The organism is Paraburkholderia sp. RAU2J (assembly GCF_003634845.1).
Taxonomy (GTDB): Bacteria; Pseudomonadota; Gammaproteobacteria; order Burkholderiales; family Burkholderiaceae; genus Paraburkholderia; species Paraburkholderia fynbosensis.
Genome location: NZ_RBXG01000001.1, coordinates 3012280 through 3037317, shown reverse-complemented (window position 1 = coordinate 3037317; position 25038 = coordinate 3012280). Strand labels below are relative to the sequence as shown.

18 protein-coding genes and 4 pseudogenes are annotated in these 25038 nt (G+C 60.9%); 8 read left to right on the top strand and 14 right to left on the bottom strand.

The window, feature by feature from the left end; all coding sequences use genetic code 11:
- Window positions 1-172: 172 nt before the first annotated feature.
- Window positions 173-1489 carry an MFS transporter gene (locus B0G69_RS13920; RefSeq protein ID WP_121319390.1) on the bottom strand — a complete coding sequence of 439 codons (1317 nt, stop codon included), beginning with the start codon at window positions 1487-1489 and terminating at the stop codon, window positions 173-175.
- Between the two features lie 379 nt (window positions 1490-1868).
- Between B0G69_RS13920 and B0G69_RS13915 the strand changes: the two genes are divergently transcribed.
- Entirely contained in the window at window positions 1869-2870 is a 1002-nt protein-coding gene (locus tag B0G69_RS13915) for an AraC family transcriptional regulator (protein ID WP_121317758.1), read from the top strand.
- A gap of 263 nt (window positions 2871-3133) precedes the next feature.
- Here B0G69_RS13915 and B0G69_RS13910 read toward each other — a convergent pair whose 3' ends face one another.
- The 4 genes from B0G69_RS13910 to B0G69_RS13895 all read right to left on the bottom strand — a co-directional run bounded on the left by B0G69_RS13910 (window position 3134) and on the right by B0G69_RS13895 (window position 8167).
- Window positions 3134-4192, bottom strand: a complete 1059-nt coding sequence (locus B0G69_RS13910; protein ID WP_121317756.1) for a 3-keto-5-aminohexanoate cleavage protein — start codon at window positions 4190-4192, stop codon at window positions 3134-3136.
- A gap of 1038 nt (window positions 4193-5230) precedes the next feature.
- Window positions 5231-6244 (bottom strand): tyrosine-type recombinase/integrase, encoded by a 1014-nt coding sequence (locus B0G69_RS13905; RefSeq protein ID WP_121317754.1) that lies wholly within the window; start codon window positions 6242-6244, stop codon window positions 5231-5233.
- A complete protein-coding gene (locus tag B0G69_RS13900) occupies window positions 6237-7211 on the bottom strand; it encodes a tyrosine-type recombinase/integrase (RefSeq protein ID WP_121317752.1) in 975 nt (324 codons plus the stop codon). The genes B0G69_RS13905 and B0G69_RS13900 overlap by 8 nt, the downstream gene beginning before the upstream one ends.
- Window positions 7208-8167, bottom strand: a complete 960-nt coding sequence (locus tag B0G69_RS13895) for a tyrosine-type recombinase/integrase (RefSeq protein WP_121317750.1) — start codon at window positions 8165-8167, stop codon at window positions 7208-7210. The genes B0G69_RS13900 and B0G69_RS13895 overlap by 4 nt, the downstream gene beginning before the upstream one ends.
- Before the next feature lie 510 nt (window positions 8168-8677).
- Here B0G69_RS13895 and B0G69_RS13890 point away from each other — a divergent pair.
- Both B0G69_RS13890 and B0G69_RS41820 read left to right on the top strand, forming a co-directional pair.
- Complete coding sequence (locus tag B0G69_RS13890; RefSeq protein WP_121317748.1) at window positions 8678-10345, top strand: alkaline phosphatase family protein; 1668 nt, start codon at window positions 8678-8680, stop codon at window positions 10343-10345.
- Window positions 10346-10581: 236 nt separating this feature from the next.
- Window positions 10582-10677, top strand: a pseudogene (locus tag B0G69_RS41820) (MoaD/ThiS family protein); the annotation flags it as partial.
- Window positions 10678-10685: 8 nt separating this feature from the next.
- Here the strand turns inward: B0G69_RS41820 and B0G69_RS13880 are convergent.
- From B0G69_RS13880 to B0G69_RS13865, 4 genes and pseudogenes are all read right to left on the bottom strand, one after another.
- A pseudogene (locus B0G69_RS13880) lies at window positions 10686-10996 on the bottom strand (IS21 family transposase); the annotation flags it as partial.
- A gap of 168 nt (window positions 10997-11164) precedes the next feature.
- A pseudogene (locus tag B0G69_RS13875) lies at window positions 11165-11573 on the bottom strand (transposase); the annotation flags it as partial.
- Window positions 11574-11611: 38 nt separating this feature from the next.
- Window positions 11612-11956 carry a DoxX family protein gene (locus B0G69_RS13870; RefSeq protein WP_241991326.1) on the bottom strand — a complete coding sequence of 115 codons (345 nt, stop codon included), beginning with the start codon at window positions 11954-11956 and terminating at the stop codon, window positions 11612-11614.
- Window positions 11957-11958: 2 nt separating this feature from the next.
- Complete coding sequence (locus B0G69_RS13865) at window positions 11959-12882, bottom strand: NAD-dependent epimerase/dehydratase family protein (RefSeq protein WP_121317744.1); 924 nt, start codon at window positions 12880-12882, stop codon at window positions 11959-11961.
- 130 nt (window positions 12883-13012) lie between these two features.
- Between B0G69_RS13865 and B0G69_RS13860 the strand changes: the two genes are divergently transcribed.
- Window positions 13013-13618, top strand: a complete 606-nt coding sequence (locus tag B0G69_RS13860) for a TetR/AcrR family transcriptional regulator (RefSeq protein ID WP_121317742.1) — start codon at window positions 13013-13015, stop codon at window positions 13616-13618.
- A gap of 458 nt (window positions 13619-14076) precedes the next feature.
- Here B0G69_RS13860 and B0G69_RS13855 read toward each other — a convergent pair whose 3' ends face one another.
- The 5 genes from B0G69_RS13855 to istA (B0G69_RS13825) form a co-directional block, all read right to left on the bottom strand.
- Window positions 14077-15333: an IS110 family transposase gene (locus B0G69_RS13855; protein ID WP_121317740.1), complete on the bottom strand. Its 1257-nt coding sequence runs from the start codon at window positions 15331-15333 to the stop codon at window positions 14077-14079.
- A gap of 399 nt (window positions 15334-15732) precedes the next feature.
- A protein-coding gene (locus B0G69_RS13845; RefSeq protein ID WP_199731125.1) for an IS3 family transposase occupies window positions 15733-16910 on the bottom strand; the annotation gives its coding sequence in 2 pieces (ribosomal slippage) (window positions 15733-16643 and window positions 16643-16910; 1179 coding nt in all).
- 119 nt (window positions 16911-17029) lie between these two features.
- Window positions 17030-18340: a group II intron reverse transcriptase/maturase gene (ltrA, locus tag B0G69_RS13840; RefSeq protein WP_121317738.1), complete on the bottom strand. Its 1311-nt coding sequence runs from the start codon at window positions 18338-18340 to the stop codon at window positions 17030-17032.
- Between the two features lie 620 nt (window positions 18341-18960).
- Complete coding sequence (istB, locus tag B0G69_RS13830) at window positions 18961-19776, bottom strand: IS21-like element helper ATPase IstB (RefSeq protein WP_121315180.1); 816 nt, start codon at window positions 19774-19776, stop codon at window positions 18961-18963.
- Entirely contained in the window at window positions 19773-21272 is a 1500-nt protein-coding gene (gene istA, locus B0G69_RS13825) for an IS21 family transposase (protein ID WP_121317736.1), read from the bottom strand. The genes istB (B0G69_RS13830) and istA (B0G69_RS13825) overlap by 4 nt, the downstream gene beginning before the upstream one ends.
- A 122-nt stretch (window positions 21273-21394) precedes the next feature.
- Here istA (B0G69_RS13825) and B0G69_RS13820 point away from each other — a divergent pair.
- The 4 genes and pseudogenes from B0G69_RS13820 to B0G69_RS13805 form a co-directional block, all read left to right on the top strand.
- Window positions 21395-21889: pseudogene (locus tag B0G69_RS13820) on the top strand (IS110 family transposase); the annotation flags it as partial.
- A gap of 108 nt (window positions 21890-21997) precedes the next feature.
- The gene (istA, locus tag B0G69_RS13815) at window positions 21998-23023 is read left to right on the top strand and encodes an IS21 family transposase (protein WP_241991246.1); all 1026 of its coding nucleotides are present in this window, start codon (window positions 21998-22000) and stop codon (window positions 23021-23023) included.
- Window positions 23020-23838: an IS21-like element helper ATPase IstB gene (gene istB / locus B0G69_RS13810; protein WP_121317734.1), complete on the top strand. Its 819-nt coding sequence runs from the start codon at window positions 23020-23022 to the stop codon at window positions 23836-23838. Before istA (B0G69_RS13815) ends, istB (B0G69_RS13810) begins: the two co-directional genes overlap by 4 nt.
- A gap of 69 nt (window positions 23839-23907) precedes the next feature.
- A complete protein-coding gene (locus tag B0G69_RS13805) occupies window positions 23908-24363 on the top strand; it encodes a transposase (RefSeq protein ID WP_241991325.1) in 456 nt (151 codons plus the stop codon).
- Window positions 24364-25038 lie beyond the last annotated feature (675 nt).

The following is a 25038-nucleotide window of genomic DNA, read 5'->3' as shown; positions in this document are numbered from 1 at the left end:
GGACTCGCGCCGCTCATTGCGGCGCGTCCCGGTTGGCGACGACCACGCGCGCAGTCCGGCACCGCATGCTTGCCGCGGTTCTTCCAGATCGGCATGTAGGGCGGGTCAATTAGCCGCCGACGGCAAACCCCGTCGGCCGGACCCCTATCATTGAAAAGCGGCGCGCAACCGCTTAGCGGCCGGCCCGGTCGCGCAGTGCGTCCAGCCGGTCCAGATCGACGGCGTAATTGCGCTTGCCGATAAAAAACGCGACCGCGGCGATCAGCGACGCAAACGGCACCAGTTGCAACGCGCCGAGCAGCCCGATCCGGTCGGCGACGATGCCCGTCAGAATCGCGGCGGGCGCGAGGCCCAGCAGATTGTTCGCCAGCGTCAGCGTGGCAAACGCGGACGAATGAATCGACGGCGGCGTGAGGTTGGCCACCATGGCGCCCGAGGGACCGCTCGCGCCTGCGCTGCAGAACATGCCGGCACCGATCAGTATGAGTTGCAGCGGGCCCGCCGGCAGGTGAATACCGATCGCGAGCAGCGTGAAGCTCGCGAGGCAGATTGCGATCGCGGTGCCCCACTTCCTTTCCCGAGAATGCTTGCCGAGCCGGTCGGCCAGATTGCCGCACACCACCATGCCAAGGCCCGTCACCAGCACGAACACTGCGGCGCCCATGGCAGCCTTGCCGGTCTCCATGCCGTAGTAGCGGTTCAGGAAGCTCGGCATCCACGCCCACAGCGCGGCAGGAACCAGCAGATGCACGCCGCTGCCGACGTAAGCGCATACGACCGACTTCGTCGAAAAGAGCCCCTTCATCAGCGCGCGAAAGCTCATCCGCACGCCGAGACCCTGATTACCCATGCTCGCCACCTGAAGCGGCGCAAGACGCTTTTCGGTGACGACGAGCCAGTAGATGACGACCAGCACGATACCCACGGCCGCCATCGCGCCGAATGCGGGGCGCCAGCCCATCTGAGCGGCGACCGCGCCGCCCAGCGCCATACCCAGCACCGAGCCGAACGCGCCGCCCGCCATGAAGGTGCCGGTGAGCGTGGCGCGCAGCCGCACCGGAAAGATGCTCAGGACAACCGCGATGCCGACGCTGCCGTAAGCGGCTTCGCCGATGCCGACGAAGGCACGCGCGAGCAGCATTTCGCCGTATCTCGTCGCGATCGCGCAGCCCAGCGTCGCGAGGCTCCACATGGCCGCCATCAGGACGATGCTTTTCACGCGCCCCCAGCGGTCAGCCAGCACCGACAGCGGGAACGTGAGCAAGCCGACCATCAGGGCGACCACACTGCTGAGCGAACCCAACTGCGTGTCGGAAAGGCCCCAGGCCGCCTTGAGCAGCGGGAACACCGCATTCAGCACCTGACGTGACATGTAGTCGGAAAGCAGCAGGCCGACCGTCAAGGCGAATACCACCCAGGCATAGGGGCGTACATCGGCTTGTGTTGCTGAAACTTCTCCCGTGGTGGGCTCAACGTGCTGCATGAGCATCATTTGTCTCCTTCGCATCTATCTCGTGTTTATCTGGTTGGCTGCCGTCCTGCTGCGCGGCAGACGATGGTCGATTCTGGATATCCCGTCGCCCTTCGCGGCGCGCCGGCAGGCATCTACGTCGTCACTCCGCCTCGTTCAATCTTGCCGGTGGCAGTCCCGCGCCCCGGGTTCGCGCGTGAAGCGCCTGAAAACTTTCCGGAGCGAAACTCACGTCCTGCTCGCACAATACGACCATCGCGCATTACACTTTTATGATCAGGCGCCATCCTTTTAGCGGCCGATGCCACTGCGCGTAAACACCGGTATTCGTTGCCGCGGGCATCTCACGCCCGGAAGGGGAGACGCTCCCCCGTATAGGATCTGCGGAGACAAGGCGATGGAAACGATGTTGCGCTCGATAGCGATGAGCGGCTATTTCGATGTGACGCGGCGGCTCGGACTGAATCCGGTCGAACTCGTCCAGCAGGCGGGGATCGATCCCGCGGCACTCGCGAATCCGGATGATCGCGTCCCGGCCGCCGCGTGCTGCCGGCTACTCGAACTCACGGCCGACAAAGCCTCGTGCCCCACGTTCGCGCTGCAGATGGCCGAGACCCGGCAGAAGTTCGGCACCGGCGTAGTCAATGTGTTGCTCGCGCACAAACGCACGCTGCGGGAGGTGCTGCGGGCCGCCGCCGAATTCCGGCACCTGCTCAACGAAGCGCTGGCGGTCTACATCGAAGACGCGGGGGAAACGGTCACCATCCGGGAGGAACTGGCCGTCACTCCGGGTACGCCGACCAGGCAGGCGATTGAACTGGCGGTCGGGATCCTCGCGCGCCACTCCAGCGCGCTGCTCGGCAATTACTGGAAGCCGCGCGCCGTGCATTTCACTCACCGGGGGCCCGCTGATCTGACGTTTCATCGACGCTTTTTCGGCTGTCCGCTCGAATTCGGCAGCGACTTCAACGGGCTCGTGTGCGCGGCCGCCGAGCTCGACTACCCGAATCCGGCCGCCGACCTGGAACTGGTTCGATATGCCGAGAGCCTCGCGACGCCACTGAACGCGGCGGCCGCGGATTCGATCGAGCAGGAAGTGCGCAAGGCGATCTATCTGCTGCTGCCCGTCGAGCAGGCCACGGTCGAGCTGGTGGCTCGGCATTTGAATTTGAGCGTGCGCACCATGCAGCGGCAACTTGGATCGGCCGATACCTGCTTTTCGACGCTGGTCGAGGAAGTTCGGCGGGAACTGGCGATACGCTATATGAGCAATGCTCGTTATCCGATCGGGCGGGTCGCGGCACTGCTCGGCTACTCCCAGCAGGGTTCTTTTACGAACTGGTTCACTTCGCAATTCGGTATGACGCCACGTGATTGGCGTAGTGGCCAGGCGAAATGACCGGACGCTGCGTGGCGTGCCTGAGCGTGCGTGCGCGATGCCTGTTGGGCTGCGGCGCAGACCGGTGAATACTCTGACGTTTACCCGTCCGCGTTGCGCGGACGGGGTCCTCTACTCGTCCGATCCGACTTGGGATGGGAAAAGCTTCTGGCTATCGCATCTCGGCCTGATCGGCCATCAGAGGCTTGCGCGGTCCGAGGAGACCGCCGAACCCGACCCGCGACCTTTCGCGGGCGTGTAATACGCCCGCCCGGCTCAAGTGTTCAAACGACCTTGCGCAGGAAGCCCTGCGTGCCACCGTTGCGGTTGGGCGCGAAACCGTTGGCAAGCAGGGTCTCTTCCACCGTGTCGTAGAACACGCCGATCTTGCTGATCTCGCGCGCCTCCTGGGCGGTGGCCACCTTGCGGCCAAACTCGCGTGAGATGCGCACCAGCTGCTCGATCTGCTCGACCGTGCTCATCTTCCTCGTGCGCGACTGGTTCCAGAGGTTGTCCTCGATGCCGCAGCGCACGTGCAGGCCCATGGCAATGCCCATCATGTTGACCGGCAGCACGTTGCGCATCGAGCTCTCCACCGTCAGCACCGCGCCATCCGGCGTGGCGCGCACGAAGTTGGCCAGGTTGTAGATGTTCGGTGCATCCATGCCGCCGCCGATCGCCACCCAGTTCATCACCAGCGGGCCCTTGTAGATGCCGCGCCGGATCAGACGCTCGACCGACTCGAAGCTGTTGATGTTGTAGCACTGGAACGCGCTCTGAATGCCCGCCGCGTTCAGGCGACGGATATGTTCCTCCGCCCAGCCCGGCTGCGCCGGCACGGTCATTTCCTTGTACGCGTTGTAGACCTCGGGGTCCGCCATGGAGGTGCCCTTGACGTCGGCATCTTCCCAGTGCTCGACGACGTTCATCTGCGAGGTATTGATCGTCACCGTCACCTGGTCGGGCTTGGGGTCGAGTTCGGCCAGCATGTGACGCGTGTCGTCGCTCAGCCATTTGGCTGCGGCGCCTTCGCTCTCGGGTGCGAAGCTGATCGAGCCACCCACCTGGATGATCATCTCGGGCACGGCATTGCGCACACCAGCGATCAACTCGTTGAACTTCGACAGGCGTTTGCTGCCCTTGCCGTCGAGTTCGCGCACGTGCAGGTGCAGCACCGTGGCGCCGGCGTTGTAGCAATCCACCGCCTTCTGGATCTGCTGGTCCATCGTGACGGGGATGTCCTCGGGAAAGTCGGAGGGCACCCACGACGGCGCGTAAGGCGCGGCGGTGATGATCAGAGGTTGCTGGTTTTCGGTGTAGAGGGAACCGTCGAGAAAGTTCATGGCATGGTCTCCAGGCGTGGATTGAGGGGAAGGAAACACTCAGGGAGTGCTAATAAAGTGCTGTCGTCAACGGAGCGTCGAGCAACGCAAACCTTCGCACCCTTCCCCCGTAAATGACGGATGTATCAACTCCGCATCGGGCACGTGCAGGCGCGACGGAAGATCGATCAGTTCGGCGAAGATACGGCAATCCGACGAAGCGATTTACGTTTTGGCTGCCATATTTTTATGATTTAACGCCACTACGTGTTAACACCCAGGTCACCGTCGAGAGACCTCGAGGTCGTATAGACCTGAAGGCTGAATGCCGGGCTGTGCTGCCCGGTTTTCTGAAGCGCCGCTCGGGCGAGGCGTGCGAATTCCGTATCCTGGAATGCGAACGGCCCGAGTCTATTCGCAGATAGACCCGGGCCGTTCGACGAAGAAAATCCGATACCGCGGTCAGCGATACCGACCTTCCCATTTGGCACTGCCTGGACCACAACGTAGCTGACCGGTCAATAACCGATGTGCTTTTAACGGAAGAGCATCGCCAACCAGCTCGCCCGAGACGACATAAGCGCCGTTCGGATCATTCCCACTCAATTGACAACCACCCGCCGCAAACCCACCGCAGAGCCTCGCTCGGCTCCCATTGCACCCGCCGATACCGTCAGCGATACCGGCATTCCATCCTGGCATTCAAGGGCTCTAAGTGGGCCGCAATTGGAAAATCAACGCCCCCCGCCTTAAAAAATCGTCAACGCCACGCATCTCAAGACGACTTGGCAGGTTGATACCGTCATCGGTACCGTCAAGTCACGCCCTTTTGCACCGCGATCAACCCTGAGCCGCGGTTCGAGCTTCTCTGACTACAACGACGATTTTTAAGGTACAACCGCCACTCGCCTTACTGAGTCGGTCGGCGGGTAGTCGGCCTTATGCGAAGCTTTCCATAAGGCCGATTATGCCAAGTCGTTGATTATGGAAAGTAGCAGGTCGGAACTCGCGTCGAGAGCTGATGGAAAGCGGCAAGCACGAATTCCGGCCTTTGCATAATCACAGCGCCTTCAGGAAGTTGAGCAGCGAGTCAGGTGCCCGATAGCGCGGGACCTTGCTGCCTGGTTCGTGAAGCCTGGCAAGCGCACGTTCCTTCATGTTCAGGTCGGCTTCGACGTAATGGTGTGTCGTGACGGGGCTCTCATGTCCGAGCCACAACGCGATTACGCTGATGTCGACGCCAGCCTGTAGTAGGTGCATGGCCGTGGTGTGTCGGATGGTATGGGGCGATACGTGTCGCTCTGCCAGACCGGGAGAGGAACGGGCTGCGTTCCTGGCAGCCAACGTCAGCCTCAACGCAACATTGGCTCTCGTCATTGCGTGACCGTTCCGATTCGGAAGCAGTGGCGATGTCGGCTGGAATTCCGGATTGACCCGCAACCATGCCCGTGCCGCCTTCACGGTAGAGCGCCAAAGCGGCACACTGCGCTGCTTGCGTCCTTTGCCGCGCAAATGAATGCAGGCAGAACTGTCATCAAGGACCACATCCGCAACTTTCACCCCGGTAATCTCCGAGACGCGCGCTCCGGTGTTGTACATCAGCAGGAACAGAAGGTGATCGCGTTGGCTCAGCCAGGAACCGCCGGGCGTACCGATCACCGTTAGCATCTCCTCGCGCGACAGATAGCTAAATATCGGGCGATCGAAGCGCTTGACCGGAACGCCCAAGGCGCGCTCAATCGCTTGTAACGACGCGACATCGCGGTGCGCGGCAAACTTCAGGAACGACCGCAGCGCTGCCAGACGTGCATTGCGCGTGCGTACACAATTGTGCCTTTGACGTTCAAGGTGATCGAGGAAGGCCATGATCAGTTCCGGCGTCATATCGGCGAGTGCCATCGTGGCTGGCGGCTTGCCCAGGCTCGCCTCTACGAAGTCAAGGAAGAGTACGAAGCTATCGCGATAGGCTGCAATGGTTTGCTCGCTGAGTGCCCGCTGCTGGGTCAGGTATTCGGCGAACCAGGCTTGCACGAGCGCGGCAAACGAAGGCGCTGTCTTAGTTTGCCTATACATTGCCGTCTCCGGCGAGATCGGCGAAACGCTCAAACTTGCCGCCGGCCAAGGCCATCAATTCCGGAACAGCCGTCAGATACCAGTACGTGTAGAAGATCTCGGCATGACCCATGTAGGTCGACAGCGCCAGCATCATCTGATCGATGTCGGTACCCTCGGCATGCCAGAGCATCATGCGTCGCACGGCGAAGGTATGCCGCAGATCATGAAGCCGTGGCGCCGTATGAGCGCCGCGGTTCACCCAGCCAAGGCTATCACGTAGCGAGTTGAAGACACGATGAGCCTGTCGCTCTCCAAGGGGCTGTCCCAGTCGCCGACCACGACTGCTGATCAGAAACGACATGTCAGGGGTATTGGCAATCTGCTGAATGCGTTGCCGTCGGTAGCGCCTTAACGCGGCAACGGTGCCCGGATGGATCGGCAGTTGTCGCGACTTGGCGACCTTGGTCTGTCGAATGGTCAGCATCCCACGCTTGAGGTCGACGTCGGCATCGCGCAAATGAATGGCCTCGGAGACCCGCAGGCCAGTCGAGGCCATCAGGCCGAACAAGGTCTCGTAGGTAACTGGCCGGAGACTTCCCTTTGGATCGAGCCGGCAGGCCGCCGCCAGCAACGCAACGATTTCGTCCTCATGGAAGATATGCGGGGCAACACGTCCCCGCTCAGGACCGAACACCGCTTCCTCCGGGATTTCGGTATCCGGTTCGAACTGCTTCAGGTAGCGGGCGAAGTGGCGAACTATCGCCAACCGGGCCGCCCAGGTCGCCGGCGTGTCACGGTGCCATTTATCCTGCCGGGCCCAATCCGTCATGAGGTCGGCCGTAAGTGGGCCACGGTGATGCCGATCGGCGGCGTAACGGGCGAAACTGGCCAGGAGCGTGTCCCGCGAGCGCAACTCAAATCCCAGGGAGCGCCTCTCGACGAAGTAGTCGTCGATCCGCTGCTGCAAGCTGATGCGCGCGCTCATGATTGACTCCCCGGCCACGGCAGAGCGACTGCCGACAGCTTCGGCGTGTCTAGCTTGGCGTAGATCAGGGTGGTATTGAGCGACCGGTGACGCAGCAGGTCAGCCACTTCCTTGAGCGAGCTGCCGTTCTCGACGAGGCGACAGGCCAGGGTATGCCGAAGTGCGTGGGCAGTGGAGTGCAGCAGACCGCTACGACTGCAGGCCCGCTTGATCACCTTCTGGACCGCCGTCGAGGTAACGGGCTGGTCTCGCCCTGCTACTCGCCGGACAAAGAGGGCCGGGTGGCTGGTCGCTGGACGTTCGTGTTGCAGATAGTCAGCCAGCGCCTGCCCGCATGCCATCGGCAACGGCATGACGTCCTGGCGCAGCGACTTCGTGCCTCTCAACGTCACAGTGCCTTCGCGCCAGTCGATGTCGCGGATCATGAGATGTGCGATCTCGCCAGAACGCAACCCCATGTCCAGTGCCAGCCGGACCATCGCATAGCTACGCTTCGGCCAGCGCCGAGCGCCTGCAACGGCGCCCAGGAGGCGGATAACTTCTTCTGGCTTGAGCGCACGTGGCAGGGATGCCAGCTTCCAGTGGACCGGATTCAGAATGACGGTGGAGAGCTTGCCGGGTTGGTCTCCGCAAACGGTCCGGTAACGCAGATAACTACGTAACGTTGCTGCCAGATGGGAGGCATAAGAAGCCGAGCCGCCTGCTCTCAACTGCGCCGAAAGAAACTGGCGAACATCGTCGGGGCGCACCTTTCTGAAGTCGATAGCGCACCGCTCGAATCTGTCTCGCAAGAGCAAACCGACAACACGAAGTCGGTTCTTACGGGTCTCGGCTGCCAGTCCCCGTACATCGCGCAGATATGCATCGTAGCGATGCAATTCGGCAGTAATGTGCGGTGGGAATGATGCAAAAGACGGCGCGTTGGACTTGGCCGGGTACAAACGGGTTGGCTTCATAACGGTCCCCTCAGGTGGAACCGTTACTCCAGATCATCGCTGAGATTATGTCGAGTTCGTGGGGCGTCACCTGCCGCCACACCCTGTGATTACCGGTTCGTGCCGCCGACCAGCACAGCTACTTTCCATAATCAACGACTTGGCATAATCGGCCATTGCAGACGTTGGAGAGGACTGGGTCCTACGTCGGCATTGGGACGGATTGCCGACGGTGGCGACATCGAGCAGCCGGGCCGCGGCTTCCTGCATCAGCGAACTCACACTTCCGCATTTCAACGGACATATCGGGTAGCGGTCAGTCCGTTTGGACGGGAGATACTGCTGTCTTTCGTCATGTCTCTTAAAAGCATTCCGCTGATACAAATTCTTACACTCTCTCAAGTGCACGCCCCTTGAGGCTTCTGGCCCCCGTCGGAAGACAACCGAAAGCAACCCTTCACAGGACTTTCTCATTTCAATCCTTACCTCTTGTAGGGCAGGGTCGTTCACAATCAACATACGAGGTGAAGAATGGACAAGAGCAGGAAGTGGGTTGGAGTTGGTGCAATATTCAGCGCGAGCGTGCTGGCGTTCGCGAGCATGGGCGCGACAGCGCAGGATCATGATGGCGATCACCACAACCAGCAGTACACGCATATCTTGCTAATCAGTGTGGACGGGATGCATGAGGCCGATCTGGTGAATTACGTCAGGACACACCCGGGATCGACCTTCGCAAAGCTCGTCAAACATGGTGTCGAGTACACACATGCTTCGACCTCCAAACCCTCGGACTCGTTTCCAGGGCTTCTGGCCTTTGCAACCGGCGGCAGCCCTCTTAGCCACGGCGTATTCTATGACGATACCTATGACGCTACCCTGTATCCCCCGGGCAGTAATTGCACCGGCACGCCCGGCACGGAAGTAAGCAACTTCGAAGCACTCGATTGGGATCTCACCAAGCTGGACGGCGGATCGCCGCCACCCGGCGCAACGTTCGACCCACGCAATCCTCACATCAATCCTGCGAACCTCGCGTTGCGCAAGACCGCCAACGGCTGCGAGCAGGTCTGGCCTCATCTATACATGAAGCACCATACGAACACGATCTTCGAGATCATCCATCAGGCCGGTCTGCGCACCGCATGGTCGGATAAGCACCCGGCGTACGAGATCCTCAACGGGCCGTCGGGGTTGGGACTGGACGAACTCTACGCCCCCGAGATCAACTCGACCTCCCTACAAGCGAATGGCTATCCGAACGCGCCTGCGACCGCCGATTGGACCGCCGACCCGACCTATACCCGGACGTACGACGGCTTCAAGGTCAAGGTCGTCCTGAACTGGATCCACGGACTGGATCAGACCGGGACGAAGCAGGTCGGTGTGCCGGCGATCTTCGGCATGAACTTTCAGGCGGTCAGCGTCGGACAGAAGGTCACGGTGGCCATGGAAGGCACCACCACGACCCGTGGTGGCTATCGTGACGCAGCCGCGACCCCGACAGTGCCGTTGGAGCAATCGCTGGACTTTGTCGATGCCTCGCTGGGTCAGATGTACGATGCACTCAACGCGGGCCATCTGCTTCAATCGACACTGTTCATCGTCGGCGCCAAGCATGGCCAGTCGCCGGTCGACGTCACGAAGCTTCACATGCTTAGCGGTTCGAAAAACGCTTACGCGACCGCCGACGTGAGTGACCCCGCCACCCTGCTCACCAATGGCGGCGTAGCGGTCGCCCAGGAAACGGCCGACGACGTGTCGCTCTTATGGCTCAAGAACCACGGCGATAGGGATCAGGCAGTATCGATCCTCAGCGCTGACCAGGGGAGTGTCAATTCCACCCGCATTCAGACGCTCTATGACGGCGCAACCTTGAAGTCGATCTGGGGCAATCCTGCGGAGGGCCGTGTTCCTGACATCATCATCCAGCCGATACATGGGACGATTTACAGCGGGAGCGCGGCAAAGCTCGCCGAGCACGGCGGCCTCTCGGATGACGATACGAACACACTGTTGGTGGTCTCCAATCCGAAGCTGGAAAAGAAGGAGGTCGATACGCCTGTGACGAACATGCAAGTGGCGCCGACCATTTTGAAGGCGCTCGGCCTCGACCCACACAAGCTCGTGGCCGTTCAGCGTGAAGGCACCCATAGCCTTCCGGGCCTCAAGACCAATGGAGACGACGATTCGGAGTAACGGCGGTGCAAGCGCCGGCGGTCACTTTTAGCTTCAGGCTGCCGGGGCGTGTTACTAAGAGGGCCGGCGTCAGCACGGGAATGCTCGTTGAGTCCAATAATTCCCCATGAGTTCGCAAATCTGACGTGCAACGCGTGCTCAGACAGGCCGAGCATGGTGAGCCCCGTCACTGTAAGTGCGGGGGGTTAAACGGCCGTTCTGGATATAAACATCGGCCGTTCGAAGCGACGCCGCAACTGTCTCTCGACGGCCGGCCGGTGCGCGACCGACAACATCTGTCCGATGCGCTCGGCGAGGGAAGCCGAGTTTACGTCATACAGGCGTTGTCGGGCACCGTTTGCTTGTTTGGGGCGCCGGCTTCGAACGCCGGCTCGACGGCTGCGAGCACCATCTGTTTGTCGTTCAGCAGGACCAGCGCCAGAATCTCGACCATCTCGCGGTCCCCGCCGGGACACTTCAAAAACACCTGCAACTTGCGGAACTGGCTGGAAACGCGGCGAAGGGTGCGCCATTGCGAAGCGCTCCAGATTTGCGCTGCAGAACTGCCAGGCAGTGACGCCAGTCGTAAATGGTTTCGCCAGGGTCGTGACTGCGCTCAATGCGCCGGTCGTGCTCGCCAATCACCTGACCTTTGGTGGCGAAGACAAGCTTTGTCGACGATCTACATCGTTATGCGAATGGCTCAAAGTGGCCGAGGCCGTGTAAAAACGTGTGAGCCGGCAGTCTGTCGAGCGACTGGTGAGGCCGCGCCTCCCCAGCTCCCTGTTGTCTACGACTGAAGTGATTGCGCCGCGCCAGCGAGCATAGACAGGTGTGAGATTACGCGCCTGCCAGCTTCATCGCTCGCATTGTCTTTGCAAATCCGAGGATCTTCATGACGCGTTTGAGGTTGTACGCCAGCACGTGCAAGCTCATTTCAGTCGAGACGTACCCAAGCCTGCGCATCTGGAAGTGGGTTGAGCCAGTGCTTCAGCGTGCCAAACACGTGTTCGACCGTTCGTCGCCGTATTGTCATCGCGTCAAGCTGACGATCCAGTCTGCGTTGCATTCTGTCGAGTACCGCTTCGTGTTCCCACCGACGAATGCGCCGATAGGGCGCCGGCGTGCACCGCTTTCTGAGCGGACAGTGTGGGCAGGCACTGCTCCAGTAGGTCCGCAGTTTCAGCAGATTGGCGCTCTCAAACGAGGTGTACCTGTATATCGCGCGTTGCCCCGCCGGACACAGATACTGCGTTCCGGGCTCACTCGCCCGGTGGCGAGGAAGCCTCAACCGCGGACCGCCACAGTAACCACAATGAGAGCCGAGAAGATCAGCGCCGGGGCGAGATGCCGGAACGGCTCCCGATTTCGTACCAACGTGAAGAGCGCGCCGATCATGATCGCACCGGCCAGCGTTAGGCCTAAGACTCTGGTTTGTTGTCGAAGAAGAAGTGCCGCACTGAACAGCTCGAGAGCGCCACAGAGCAACTGAAACCATGCCGGGTAACCCCAGCGTGCGAAGTCGCGCTTCACCGCACCGCGTCGTGCGAGATTGACCACCCCAGCAACCGCGAACAGAACCGCTAAGATCGTCGCGAGAATCGATTCGAAAGATGCACTGTTCCACGCCATGGTCATGCTCCGTTGATTTGCTGAAAGTGCTTTTGTACAGAGAGGTCTGCAATCAGGCCGGGGCCATGGGGTTGCCACGCAAGAACTCGCCGGGCATGCTGGCCGCTTACAGTCTGGTCGAGCGCCAGTGCGTCAGCGAACGGTCCAAGCGATTTGCGAGCATCGTCGAGCGGCCAGGGTTCGACACGATCGGCGCCGACTGAGGCCCTCATCGCTTCACCCATTTCGGCAACGGCAACGGCATCTTCCGCGACCACGTTGAAGATCTGTCCCGTGACTCGACCGTCCCCGCTTGCCGCCTGCTCCACCGCGCTCAGGTAAGCCGTGGCGAGATCATCGACGTGAACGGCAGGCCAGTGGTTGCGACCATCGCCGACGACTCTCACACTGCCGGTCTGATGGACCATGCCCGCAAGCATGCCGAAGATGCCGCCGCCGTAGCCGTGCACCATCGCCGGCCTGAGGATCACCGCGGCAATCGAGCGGCGTGCTGCCAGCGCCTGCACGCGTTGCTCCACTGCAGGCCGCCAGGCGACGAGTGGTGTCGGGTTCAGCGCCGATGCTTCGGTCGCGGACTCGCCCTTCGTATTGCCGTAGACCCAGGTGCCCGACGTATAGACAAACGCCGCGCCCGGATGCAGATGCGAAAGCATCGCTACCACCGCGGCCTCATCAGCAGCAGCGGCAGAAGCATCGTTGGTCGACGCGGTGTGCACCACGCCATCAGCGGCACCGGCAGTCGCAGCGAAAGACTGTGGCTCACGCAGGTCGCCGGAATGCAGTTTCACACCGAGACGTGCCAGCGCGCTGGCGGCCGCCGACCTGTCCTGGCGCACCAGCGCCGTCACCTGATGGCCGAGGCTGATTGCCTTACGCGCGACCGCTTGCCCGATGTAGCCCGTACCACCTGTAATGAACAGTTCCATAGCGTTCTCCTCGATGATTGCCCGCGAAGTTGATAAAGCACAAGAACGAGACTTATCGGTCTCGTTCCGGCAAATCTAAACGAGACTGACCAGTCTTGTCAACTACTCGGCGATCTGTTATTTATCTGACATGAACACGTCCTCTCCCCCCGACCTGAGCCCTCTACAACGCCGTAAGCGGTCCGCCATCCTCGACGGCGCGAAAACCGTTTTTTTACGCCAGGGGTTCGGTTTGGCAACGATGGACGATGTCGCCGCGGCCGCTGGCGTCGGCAAACAGACGGTCTACCGCCACTTCAAGTCGAAGGAGGCGCTCTTCGTTGGCCTGGTGAGCTCGATGTGCGCTGAGGTGGGTGGACTTCTTGTCGGCGCTCAGGGCGAGCAATCCGGTGGCTCACCCGAAGTCGAGTTGCGCGAGTTGGGATGGGTGTTGGCACAAATTCTTATCGCGCCGGATTATCTGCGACTTTACCGGGCCATCGTTGCTGAGGCCGAGCGTCTTCCGGAACTCGGCCAGGTGTTTTACGAAAATGGTGCCAAGGTCGTGCGCGCCTTCGCCGCAAAAATTCTGCGAAAGCGATTTGACGAATCGACTGCTGCATTGCGGGCAGCAACATTCGTTCAGTTGGTGCTAGGCGACGCGTATCTGGAACTGTCCATTGGCTACAGGGTGCCCGATGTTGAAGTGCGCTTTGCGCTGCAGATTGACGAGGCGGTGGCGGCTGCACTTCGCTAAGGAGCGCCGCATAAGATGTCGGGCCACTGCATGTGGAGCGCGACAGCGTGTAGCGCGGGAAGCAAGACACCGCGCTTCCGATTCCGAACGCATTCGTGCACCGGTTTCCGCACACTCCAAGCGCGTTTCTAAAATTGTGAATGCCGTTTTGTGGTCGAACCCGGAAGTCCAACGGCTACCGGCAATCTCCCATCGTGCCGCGGCGTCGAACTACGGAAGTCGGTAGAGTCATGCCCTGAGCAGGTCTGTCAAGCTTTCGTTCGACATCTACGCTCGCTATGACGATTATCCCGCGCCCGCCCGTGGACAACGACGCTGCCCACAGCACGAGGCTGTGGACAGCCGCCTAACGGCGGTTCCCTCGTTGACCACCGTCTCCCCGCGAGCTTCGCCTTCGGCCTGACGCGCCGCTGCGCGGCTTGCCCAAATCAGATAAAAGAGCAGGACCCGGTTTTGACCTAAGTGCTCAGCTTGCCGGCAAGGAGCGAACCGCGTTTTCTGAGCACGTTGAGGTAAACGGTCTCGTTGTACGGCGTGCGGTTCTGCCAGCAGCGATACAGGACGCGAATCCACTTGAACGCGAGGGCTCTCACGGCGACGTGGTGCGAGCTGCCCTTCGCACGCTGCTGCCGGTAGTAGGCACCAGCCCACGATGAGCGGGGGATGGTCTGGGCGGCCCATTCCACGAAGGTCTGGCGCAGGAATTTCGGACACTGCAGGCGCCAGTGGACCCAGCTCTGTTTGCCGCTGCGCTCGGTCACCGGGGCAATACCCACGTACTTCTGCAGTTCATCAGCACTCCTGAACCGTGCCCGCTGCTCACCAAAGGCGGCCAGCAGGCGTGGGGCGAGCTGCGCGCCGGCACCCGGCAGGTTCTTGAACAGCGTATAGTCTGGCAGCGTGGGCGCTACCGCGGCGATCTCGTGCTCGAACTGCATGATTGCAGCCAGCACCGCGCGTAGCTGTGCAGCGAGTGCCAGCACGTGCAGCCGGCACGGACCGATGATCGCCAGGTCTTCAGTCAGCGGCGCCGCCTCGCGGATCGATCCTATACGGACACTGATCCGCCTCGCACTGCGACAGTGGTGCGCACGGAAGAATGCCTCAAGAGTCGCCGTACGGGCCTGCTTGACCGAGCGCAGCGTCGGCCAGCGGTCGAGAAAGTCGCAGAACAGCACCGTGCCCCGGTCATCGAACCATTCCAGCGCCTGCGGGTAATACTGCTTGAGCGTGTCGCACAGCCGGTTGGTCAGCCGGGTCTGGTCGCCAACCAGCTGCCGACGCCGTTCCACCAGACTCACCAGTGTCCGCATCGCGGCGCTCTGCGGCCTCAAGGGGCCGAACCGTTCTGGATGGTGCAGCAGAAGATCAAGCGCGAGTTCCGCATCTTTCGGATCACTCTTGGCGCCACTGGGCTGGAATGCCTCACGATACTTCGCCAGGGTTGCCGGATTGATCGGAAACAACACAAGGAAATCATACTTCTGCAGCGCAGCGACGATTGGCCCCTTGGCCAGTTCGAGGGCCACTGCAATTGGTCCGCCGAAGCGCCGGTGCAGCGCGTTTGCCCATTCGTCGATGGCCGCGACCCGGTGCGCAATGCAGCTCGACTCACGACGGGGGTCGCCTGCCGCCTGAACGCAGATATCGTGCTTCGTGTCGGCCCAGTCGATCCCGACAAAGGCTGTGAATGGCTGCTCGAGTAGAAGTGACATGTGGACCTCTGCAGGTAATAGATAACGCAAAGGAACATGCATGCCTGCGTCCGCCGAAGGCGATATAGCAAGCCGGTGCGACGGCAAACCCTGAGTATTCGTTTGAACGCAGGCGCACCCGAGGACTCAAAACTGACTCTAGAAACGTCGCGAAACGTTGCGAGATGTTATTCGTAGTCCACGGGGTGCGTGTCCCGCCTTCGCCGACAGCTACCTGTCAGCTGTGACGAGTATCACGGAATGCAGGACAGGCTACCTATATCGAGATGTGGCGCGGTGGCAGTAGGTTGGGTTTGTCTGTTGCCGCCCCTTTCGTCTGGCGGTGCCCGAGTAACCTCGCCCTAACTCCGTTTCCACACCCCGCTCATCGAACCGGACATGCAGATCTCCCTGTAGTGGTCAAGTTATTTCGGACAGGCTGATAGGTTCTTTTACTGTCGGTTTTGCCTCGTAGGCAACGGGCGACAGATAGCCCAAAGTCGAATGCAAGCGTACTGCGTTGTAAAAACCGACGATGTACTGGTTGATGTCGCGCCGTGCTTCATCGTGGTTGGCGTACTGACGCTGCCACACGCGCTCCATTTTCAGGTTCAGGAAGAACCGCTCCATTACCGAATTGTCCCAGCAATTTCCTTTGCGGCTCATACTGCAAACCACGTGATGCTGCTTGAGCAAGGCCTGGTATTCATCGCTCGCGTACTGGCTGCCCCGGTCCGAATGCAGGAGCAGGCCTGACGCTGGCCGACGCTGCTGCAGCGCCATGGTCAGTGCCGAAATGACCAGTGCGGCCGGCATGGTCGGCGCCATGGACCAGCCGACCACCTTGCGTGAGTACAGGTCCAGTACGACCGCCAGATACAGCCAGCCTTGCGCCGTGCGGATATACGTGATGTCCGAAACCCACGCGCGGTTGGGCTCGGCGACCTCAAATTTCCGGTCGAGCACGTTCTCCGCGACAGGTAGCGTATGCCTGCTGTCGGTCGTCGAGACGAACTTGCGCTTCCAGCTCGTGCGCAGGCCCGCTTCGCGCATCAGCGTCCGCACCCGGTAGCGACCAATATGCAGCCCATGCTCCCGCAGCGCATGCATCACACGGCGGCTGCCATAGCTCGCGCCACTGGCGACGAATGCTGCCTTGACGTGGGTCCGCTCCTGCAGACTCTTTGCACTCGGCTTAGCGCGCTGGTGCGCATAGTAGCCAGAGCGACTCACCTCCAACACCCGGCAGGCGTGACTGACCGATACGGCCTCCTGTTGCAAGTGAGTTACCACGCGGTAACTCACTTCAGTTCCCGGGCAAAGAAGGCCGACGCTTTTTTTAGCAGCGCATTGTCCTCGCGCAATTGCCGGTTCTCCGCTTCAAGTTGCCGGATGCGCTGCTGTTCCGCCGTCAACGGCTTGCCCTCGCCGGGGCCGCCCGCACGCTCTGCGTCGTACTGGGCCACCCAGCGCCGCACGGCTGTCTCAACAAGGTCCATCGACCGGCAGACTTCGCTGACCGATAACCCCTGGTCCCGTACCATCCGTACCACTTCCAGCTTGAAGCTGGTGTCAAATTGTCGGCGCCTTCTTGTCATCCTGCTCTTTTTCCTCGTCGATTCCGGATTGTCCCCCTATCGACCTGTCCGAGGAAATTAGACCACTACACCCGCATCCGGCTCTCGGACAGGACATCACGCCTTCACACACGGCAGGTTCACAACCATGGACCAGTCAGACGCACGAGACCGAAGTGCCCGTAGAGGTGCTGGGATGGATAAGTCCCGCCTCTGCGACGTCGAACCTTGTACTTGTTGCGTAACCACCGACGCAACCGCGTAGCGGTGTAGCTGTCGAGCGCCCGATACGCGCGGCTGTCCGAGCCTACCTTGAAGTAGTTCGCCCAGCCGCGCAGCGTGCGATTTAACCTGCCCACCAGCTCCGTGGTCTCTTGCCACACCGTCTTGAGGGCGGTCATCGCATGAATCTTTTCGACCATGCGCCGGATACTCTTCTTCGACGGACGCATGCCCATACGGGCCTGACCAGTCGTCGCTGAGTACAGCCGCCCAAACGTATAACCCAGGAAGTCGAATTCGCCTTCCGGCACCTTGCAGATTCGTGTCTTCTCCTCGTTGACCATCAGCTTCAGTTTGTCCATGATCTCGCGCATTCGTGACAAGGCTTCCTCAGCCTTCCCTTTCTTGCACAGGATCACCAGATCGTCCGCGTAGGTCACAATGCGACTGCCAAGACTGCGCTGAAGTCCGAGCTTCTTCCATGCCAGCACAAACCGGCGCATATAAATATTCGCCAGCAGTGGTGAGATGGGTGAGCCTTGCGGAATGCCACGTCTGCTGTCTTTGGCCTCCGTCGTACGTTTCTTCCGGCCTTGGGTATCGGTTTCTTCCACGGGGCATTCCAGCCACATCCGGATCAGATGCAGCACGCGCCGATCAACGATGCGTCGCGCAAGCGACAGCATCAGTTCGGCGTGTGGAATACTTCCGAAGTAGTCCGCAAGGTCAGCATCGACAACGTCCGTTTGCCCTCGATGCAACCGTTCCTCCACCTCGATCACCGCCTGCTGGGCATTTCGCCCCGCACGATAAGCGTATTGCTCTGGTGGAAGGTCAGCTTCGAAGACCGGTTCGAGCACCAGCATCGCTGCTGTCATGCACACCCGATCACGCAAGGTCGAGATGCCCAGTGGCCTCAGCTTGCCATTGGCCTTCGGGATAAACACTCTTCTGATAGGATCCGGCCGGTAACTCTCCCGCCTGAGCGCAAGCGCCAGTTCACCGAGCCACTTCTGCACCCCGTACGCTTCGATCTCCGCGAAGTGTTGCCGATCGACACCCGGCGCGCCCCTATTCGAGCGACACTGGGCGTACGCATGCGCCAGCACATCCTCACGGTAGATCTTGTCGTACAGAGCGTAAAAGCGGTACCCGGCTTCTGCCTTCGCTTTCGCGTGTAACGCCGTCTGCAGCTTCTGAACACTGATCGGAGTTGATAGGTTGCCCAATCTCCAGGTCCCTCACTACGTGTTGCGTTGGTCTTGAACTGAGGCCCCTTCCCTCCACCGGCATTACCCGGCTTCACCAGTACTACGGGCCTCTCCGTCATCCCGAGGCGCCCGGCCTGTCCCTCGCGGGCGTCCGGTTGGTCATCCCTGACCACGCCGAGGGACTTCCCGTGTTGCGTACGCTTTCCTTGTGTACATGCTGTCGCCACTACCCCGGCGCAGCGACTGGGCATCCAGCCTGCTCATTCGCCCAGTCGTATCAGCCTTCCCCGATAGGGTTGTCGGGTCGGCCTGCGCATCGACCTTTTCGAGGTTTGCTCGGCGTTCACTCGCGTTACGGCCTGCACACTCGCGCTGTCACCAATTTGTGACACGCATCACCGAAGGCTTCAGCCACTTCGTTGCCTCCATAGCTGCTCCGAATTAGAAAGGACTTTCCCCATCCCGTGGCGTAGCGATATGCCACGATGGTTGGTGCTGGCAACCCATCTGAGAAGGGGTAACGTGATGGACAAGATTACTCGTATCGGCGTCGACCTCGCCAAGAATGGACAGCGTCAAGCAGGAAGTCCGGTTTACCGACAAACATCTTGGCCGGTCGGTCGAGATGTTTGTCGCTGTCAATTGGACATGGTTGTCGCTCCGTTCGGATTGTCAGCGGGTAATTGACGGCGCCGCTCCTTCTGTTTGTCGCTGGCTTTGCGGCGTCGATAGCTTTCAACATTCAGTTCGAAGATCGTCGAGTGATGCACAAGCCGGTCAATGGCCGCCACTGTCATGCCGGGGTCCGGGAAGACGTCATTCCAGCCTGAGAACGGCTGGTTGGCTGTTATCAGAAGACTTTTCCGCTCATACCTCTCGGCGATCAGCTCGAACAGCACGCTGGTTTCGGCCTGGTCTTTCCTCACATACGACAGATCATCGAGGATGATCAGGTCGAAGCGGTCAAGCTTCGCGAGCGCCGAAGGCAGTTGCAGACTCTGGCGCGCGACCTGGAGCTTCTGCACGATTTCGCCGGTGCGCGTGAACAAGACGCGATAGCCGGCGTCGATTAACGCATGGCCGATGGCGGACCCCAAGTGACTTTTTCCGCCGCCGGGTGGACCAAACAGGAGGATCGTGGCGCCTTTCTCAAGCCACGAATCGCCGGTGGCCAGCGCCATCACATGCGCCTTCGAGACCATCGGCACAACGCCGAAGTCGAAGGTGGCGAGCGTCTTGGTCGGATCCAGATGTGACTCGGTTCGATGACGCTCGATTCTCCGTTTGGCCCGCTCGGCGAGTTCATGTTCGAGCAATGCGCCGAGTAAGCGCGACGCCTGCCAGCTTTCCTTGTCCGAGCGTTCAGCGAAGTCCGGCCACAACCGGCTGATCGTGGGCAGCCGCAATTCGTTGAGCATCAGCGCGATACGGCCAGCATCGTAGGCGGCGTTCATGCGAGCAGCTCCTCATCGAGCAACGTGTCATAAAGCGCGGCAGACGGCATCTCGACGACAACCATCGGACACTCGGCCTGGCGCGGCGCCAACTCATCGAACAGCGCCCTCAGATCGGGTAGTTCACCGAGTTCGAGCAATGCATCGAGCCTCTCGGCGAGTTGCGCCTCGACGCCGTGGTTTCCTGCCAGCTCAAGCAGGCCGACCATGGTCTTGCATGCGCTGCGCGGCGTCAGCGCCTGCTCCAGTCGCTCCCAGGTCCGACGGTAGGCTTCACGCGGAAACAGATCGTCACGGAACGCGAGGCCCCGGAAGGCCTGCGGCTTGCGTTTGAGCGAATCGATGAAGTGCCGGTAGTCGATGCCGCGACCGCGCCGTTTGCTCGTGTGTGTGGCTCTCGCCGTGCTGTGCACGAGCGCGCCGGACAGATAGCAATCGAGCCGGTCACTGTAGAGGCGTACCTTCAGGCGATGACCGATCAGCCGCGACGGAGCGCTGTACAGGACGCAACGCACGGTGAACGTGCCGCAGCGTGTCACGCGCGCCTCTTCTTCGTCGAAGTCGGTGGTACGGTGCTCAGGTAGATCCAGCAGGTGTTCGCGCTCGATCTGGAACGCTGCAGCATTACGCCGGTTGCGGCGCATCACCACCCCGCGCACGAACTCGTCGTACGCGCCCCGGTCCGCGAAGTCGCGGTGACCTCGCAGCTCCAGGGCCTGATCGATCTGATCCTTCAGATAGCGATGCGAGGATTCGACACTGCCATTCTCATGACCCATGCCACGATTGTTGCGCGTGCCTTGCATCCCGTAGTGCTCGAGTAGCGCCGCATAGCGAGCTGTGAAGTCTTCCTCTTCCTGCAGGTTCCTGAAGGCCGCCGACAGACTGTCGGAGCGGTGTTCGCGCGGGCACCCGCCGGCCTGCCACAGCGCGTTCTGCAATCCCGTCGCGAGCGCCTGGAAGCTCTCTCCGCCATCGACCACACTGGCGTATTCCCAGCGCGAGAACGCCAGCACAAAGTGATACAGCGGGTGGTTAAACGGAACGCCGCCAATCGTCACGCACAGCTTGTCCATGTGGGTGAAGTCCGACAGGCCTCGCGCGCCTGGCTGATACGTTTGAGGGAAGAACACTTCCCGGTTCGGCCCTTCGAGCGCGCGCCACTGGCTGACATGCCGCTCAAACGTGCGACGCATGCTGTCGGGAAAGCGCTCGGGATGGTCTTCCTGCAATTTGCGCAGCAGCGTGATCGCCTTCAGCTTTGGGGCACTGTGCAGCAATGGGACGACTTCGGCTTCCCATACGTCGGCAAATGGATCAGGACGCGAGCGCCAGTAGCGCCGGGGCTGCTGCGACGGAAGCCCGGCTTCACGTTCGACGCGGCGCGCCGTGCGCTCGCTCATGCCCGACTTCGCTGCGGCGACCTTCTGTGGATGAAGTTTGCGCTGGTTCATGTAGAGGCGGACCTGTTGGTCGGTGATGCGGGTTCCAGACATGGGCTGACCGCCTCTTTTTAGATTCAGTCAGCCATCCTAGACCTCGCCGACCCGGCGCCGCCGGCAGCTCGTCGTCTGCGGCGGCTACGCCGCCTCCGACTCCTCACTACCGGCCAAGATGAATGTCGCTACACCGGACGCAATCATTGTCGCCCTCCACCAAGAACCTGATCGTGGTACATGGAGTCGACTCAATGGAGCGCGTGGCAGTCAGAAAGGCGATCCCAAGGCAGAAGTTTCTCGAATGGTTCGCCAATCTCGAGCCCTGCCTGGTGGCCATGGAAGCCTGCAGCGCGGCCCACTACTGGGGCCGAAAGCTACGCGCGCTCGGCCACGAAGTCCGCCTGATCGCCCCACAGTTCGCCGCGGCGTACCGCAAAGGCGGAAAGCACGTGAAGAACGACCAGCTGGACGCGGAAGCCATCTGTGAAGCGGCGAGTCGCCCCCATATGCGTTTCGTCGCGCTGAAGACCGCTGATCAGCAGAACGTGCTGGTGCTGCACCGGATGCGCAGCGGCTTCGTCGAGGAGCGTACAGCACTCGTCAACCGCCTGCGTGGCGAACTGTTCGAGTTCGGCGTGTTCCTCCCACAAGGCATCGACGCGTTCCGTGCCCACTGTCATCGGCACCTGTAAATTGATACACCGTCGGCACTGAGGAATTGATACACCTCGACGAAGGGATAATGGCCGCTTTGAGCGGCGATGATCTCGTACGAGGGATACATGCAGATCAGGATATTGCACAAGCAGGGCAAGAGCCTGCGTGCCATTGCTTGTGAGGTTGGCTGCTCCGTCAACACGGTGAGGAAATATCTGGCGACGCAGGACGCGCCGATGTTTCGGCCCGCAGCGACTGCGCGCGATTCGATACTGAAACCGTTCGAAGCCTATCTTCGGGAACGGATCGCGTCAGCGGCACCGGACTGGATTCCAGCGACAGTTCTGTGGCGCGAGATCCAATCGCAGGGATTCAATGGCGGCGAGAGAATCGTGCGCAAGTTCGTTGCGACATTGCGGCCTCTACCGGCGCCCGATCCTTTGGTGCGATTCGAGACTGCCGCGGGCGATCAGATGCAGGTCGACTGGGTCGAGTTCCGCCGGCGCAAAGGAGCGAATCTGTTCGCATTCGTGGCCACTCTCGGCTATAGCCGCGCGACTTACGTCGAATTCGTTTCCGACATGCGACTCGATACTTTGCTCAGGTGTCACGTCAACTGTTTTAACTGGTTCGGCGGTGTGCCGCGCCGTGCGCTGTACGACAATATGAAGACCGTTGTCATCGAGCGGGATGCTTATGGTCCGAAGCAGCACCGTTTCCAGCCGGGGTTTCTCGACTTCGCCCGGCACTACGGGTTTCAGCCCCAGCTTTGTCGGCCTTATCGCGCGAAGACCAAAGGCAAGGTCGAACGGATGAACGGATATTTGCGCCGCAGTTTCTACGTTCCGCTGGCCGCCCAGTTCAAGGCGGCCAACGTCGAACTGGACGTGACGACCGCCAACACTGAAGTCTGGCGTTGGCTACGCGAAGTTGCGCATGTCCGGATACATGGAACGACCCGCTTGAAGCCAGGCGAGCAGTTGCTTGTTGAGCAGAAGGCCTTGCAGAGCGTACCGCCACCGTATCCGTCGCTGTTGCCAGCAACGACACCGGCGAGCGGACAGGAGTTGCGCGAGCGATTCCACGACTGGCTATCTCCGCTACAGCACCCGCTGTCCGTGTACGACCAGCTGATTCGGGTTGCCGCATGAACATCGCACACGAACGAGTGGCGCAGCTATGCGCCCAGCTGAAGCTCACGACCATCGCGGACGCGTTGCCGCACCTGGCGCAAAAGGCGATCGCCGATGAGGTAAACCTGACAGAGTTTCTCGAATCGGTACTTAAGGCCGAGCACACGGCGCGGCTCGTCAGGCAGCGCGCGACGTTTGCACGCCTGGCAGGCTTCCCGACGATCAAGACCCTCGACGGTTTCGACTTCGCAGCAGCCAGCGGTGTGCCCAGATCGCAGGTTCAGGAGCTGGCGAGTCTGACGTTTCTGGAGCGAAACGAGAACGTCGTATTACTCGGACCGAGTGGCACAGGCAAAACGCACATTGCAATGGCGCTTGGTTATGCAGCAACGCAAGCTGGAATCAAGGTGCGCTTCATTACGGCAGCAGACCTGCTGATGATACTGACCACGGCACATCGGCAGAATCAGCTGGGCGACGCCCTCAAACGGTTCATCAACCCGTACCGGCTGTTGATCATCGATGAGATCGGGTACCTGCCGATGAGCCGTGAACAGGCCAACCTGTTCTTCCAGGTGATCGCCAAACGATACGAGCGCGGCAGTCTGATCGTGACCAGCAACCTTCCATTCGGGCAGTGGGACCAGACGTTCGCCGATGACGCAACGCTCACTGCTGCCATGCTCGACCGGCTATTGCATCACGCTCACCTCGTGGCGATCCAGGGCGAGAGCTATCGACTACGCGACAAGCGGCGCGCCGGACTGGTTATGAAGAGATCGACTACGACAAAGGAGAACGCCGCCAACGGAATGCGGTCGGCACCGCAATAACACTACAACCCGGTGTATCAAATCTGAAGTGCCGATGCCGACAGAAACTGTATCAATTCCTGAGTGCCGTTGACACCCTTCGTCGAGGCACTGGAGGACGGGACCACAGAGCTGGACGGTATCGCACGCGCCGCGCTCCTCGCCGGCTGGCATCACATCCACGCCCTCGACGAGCAGATCGCGTGGTGTGACTCGCAGATTGCCGCGCGGGTCAAACATGACACCAACGCGCAACGCCTCATGGCCATCGTTGGTATCGGGCCGCTCACCGCGTCGGCCGCCGTCGCGACCGTCGGTGACGCGCGCGTGTTCAGCAACGGACGGCAATTTTCCGCCTGGCTTGGCTCTGTGCCCAAACAGGCCAGCAGTGGCGGTAAGACCCGGCTCGGCCACATCACCAAGCAGGGCAACACCTATCTGCGCACCCTGCTGTTCCAGGGTGCTCGCTCGGCCCTAACGAGTGCACATCGACGAACCGACCGGCTGTCGCGCTGGATCGTTCAGCTCCGCGCGCGGGCGGGCTGATATCAAACGCTGGTCGCCATCGTCAACAAGCACGCGCGAATCCTCTGGGCGATCCTCGCCAAAGGCGAGCGCTTCGATCCCTCCTATACCCCAATCCGTCCGTCGTGACTCGTGAGCCGCACCACGATCCCTGAAACGCAGGACACCACCGTACAGCACCCCAAAAGGGGCCACTCCCAACCCAAGGACGCAATAGGCATGGATAGCGACAGGTCAGACCGGCAGCAGGCGAACTCGAGGAAGCTCCAGGCGACGCATCTCATGCGTGGCGCCGCGCTCCGGATGGAGTCCTGCTGCGCGGTTACTATCCAGGCCCGGGCACAGAAGTGACAGTGCCCCCAACAAGGCCGTTTATAGGTATGCAGTCTGCCCCGCCGCCGATCTGCCATCGCGTCCGCCACAACATCGGAATCAATCAATGACCGAATGAACCTCAAGCTTGCCAAAAAGGGGAAAGTCCTTATAGGTTGCTTCCAGCTGGCGCGGTTGCCGGGCGGGGCTGACGCCCGTTGGGAAAGCGCCGCCTTTTCACGGCGCACACCCACTCCGGTCATTGGTCCCGACGCTACATCAACGGCAGGTTGCTCCTTGTCAGCGGACAATGGTGCGCACTGATGTGCTGTTTCTTAGAATCGAGTGCGTAGTGTGGCGTGAGACGATGCGACCAGGAGCCGC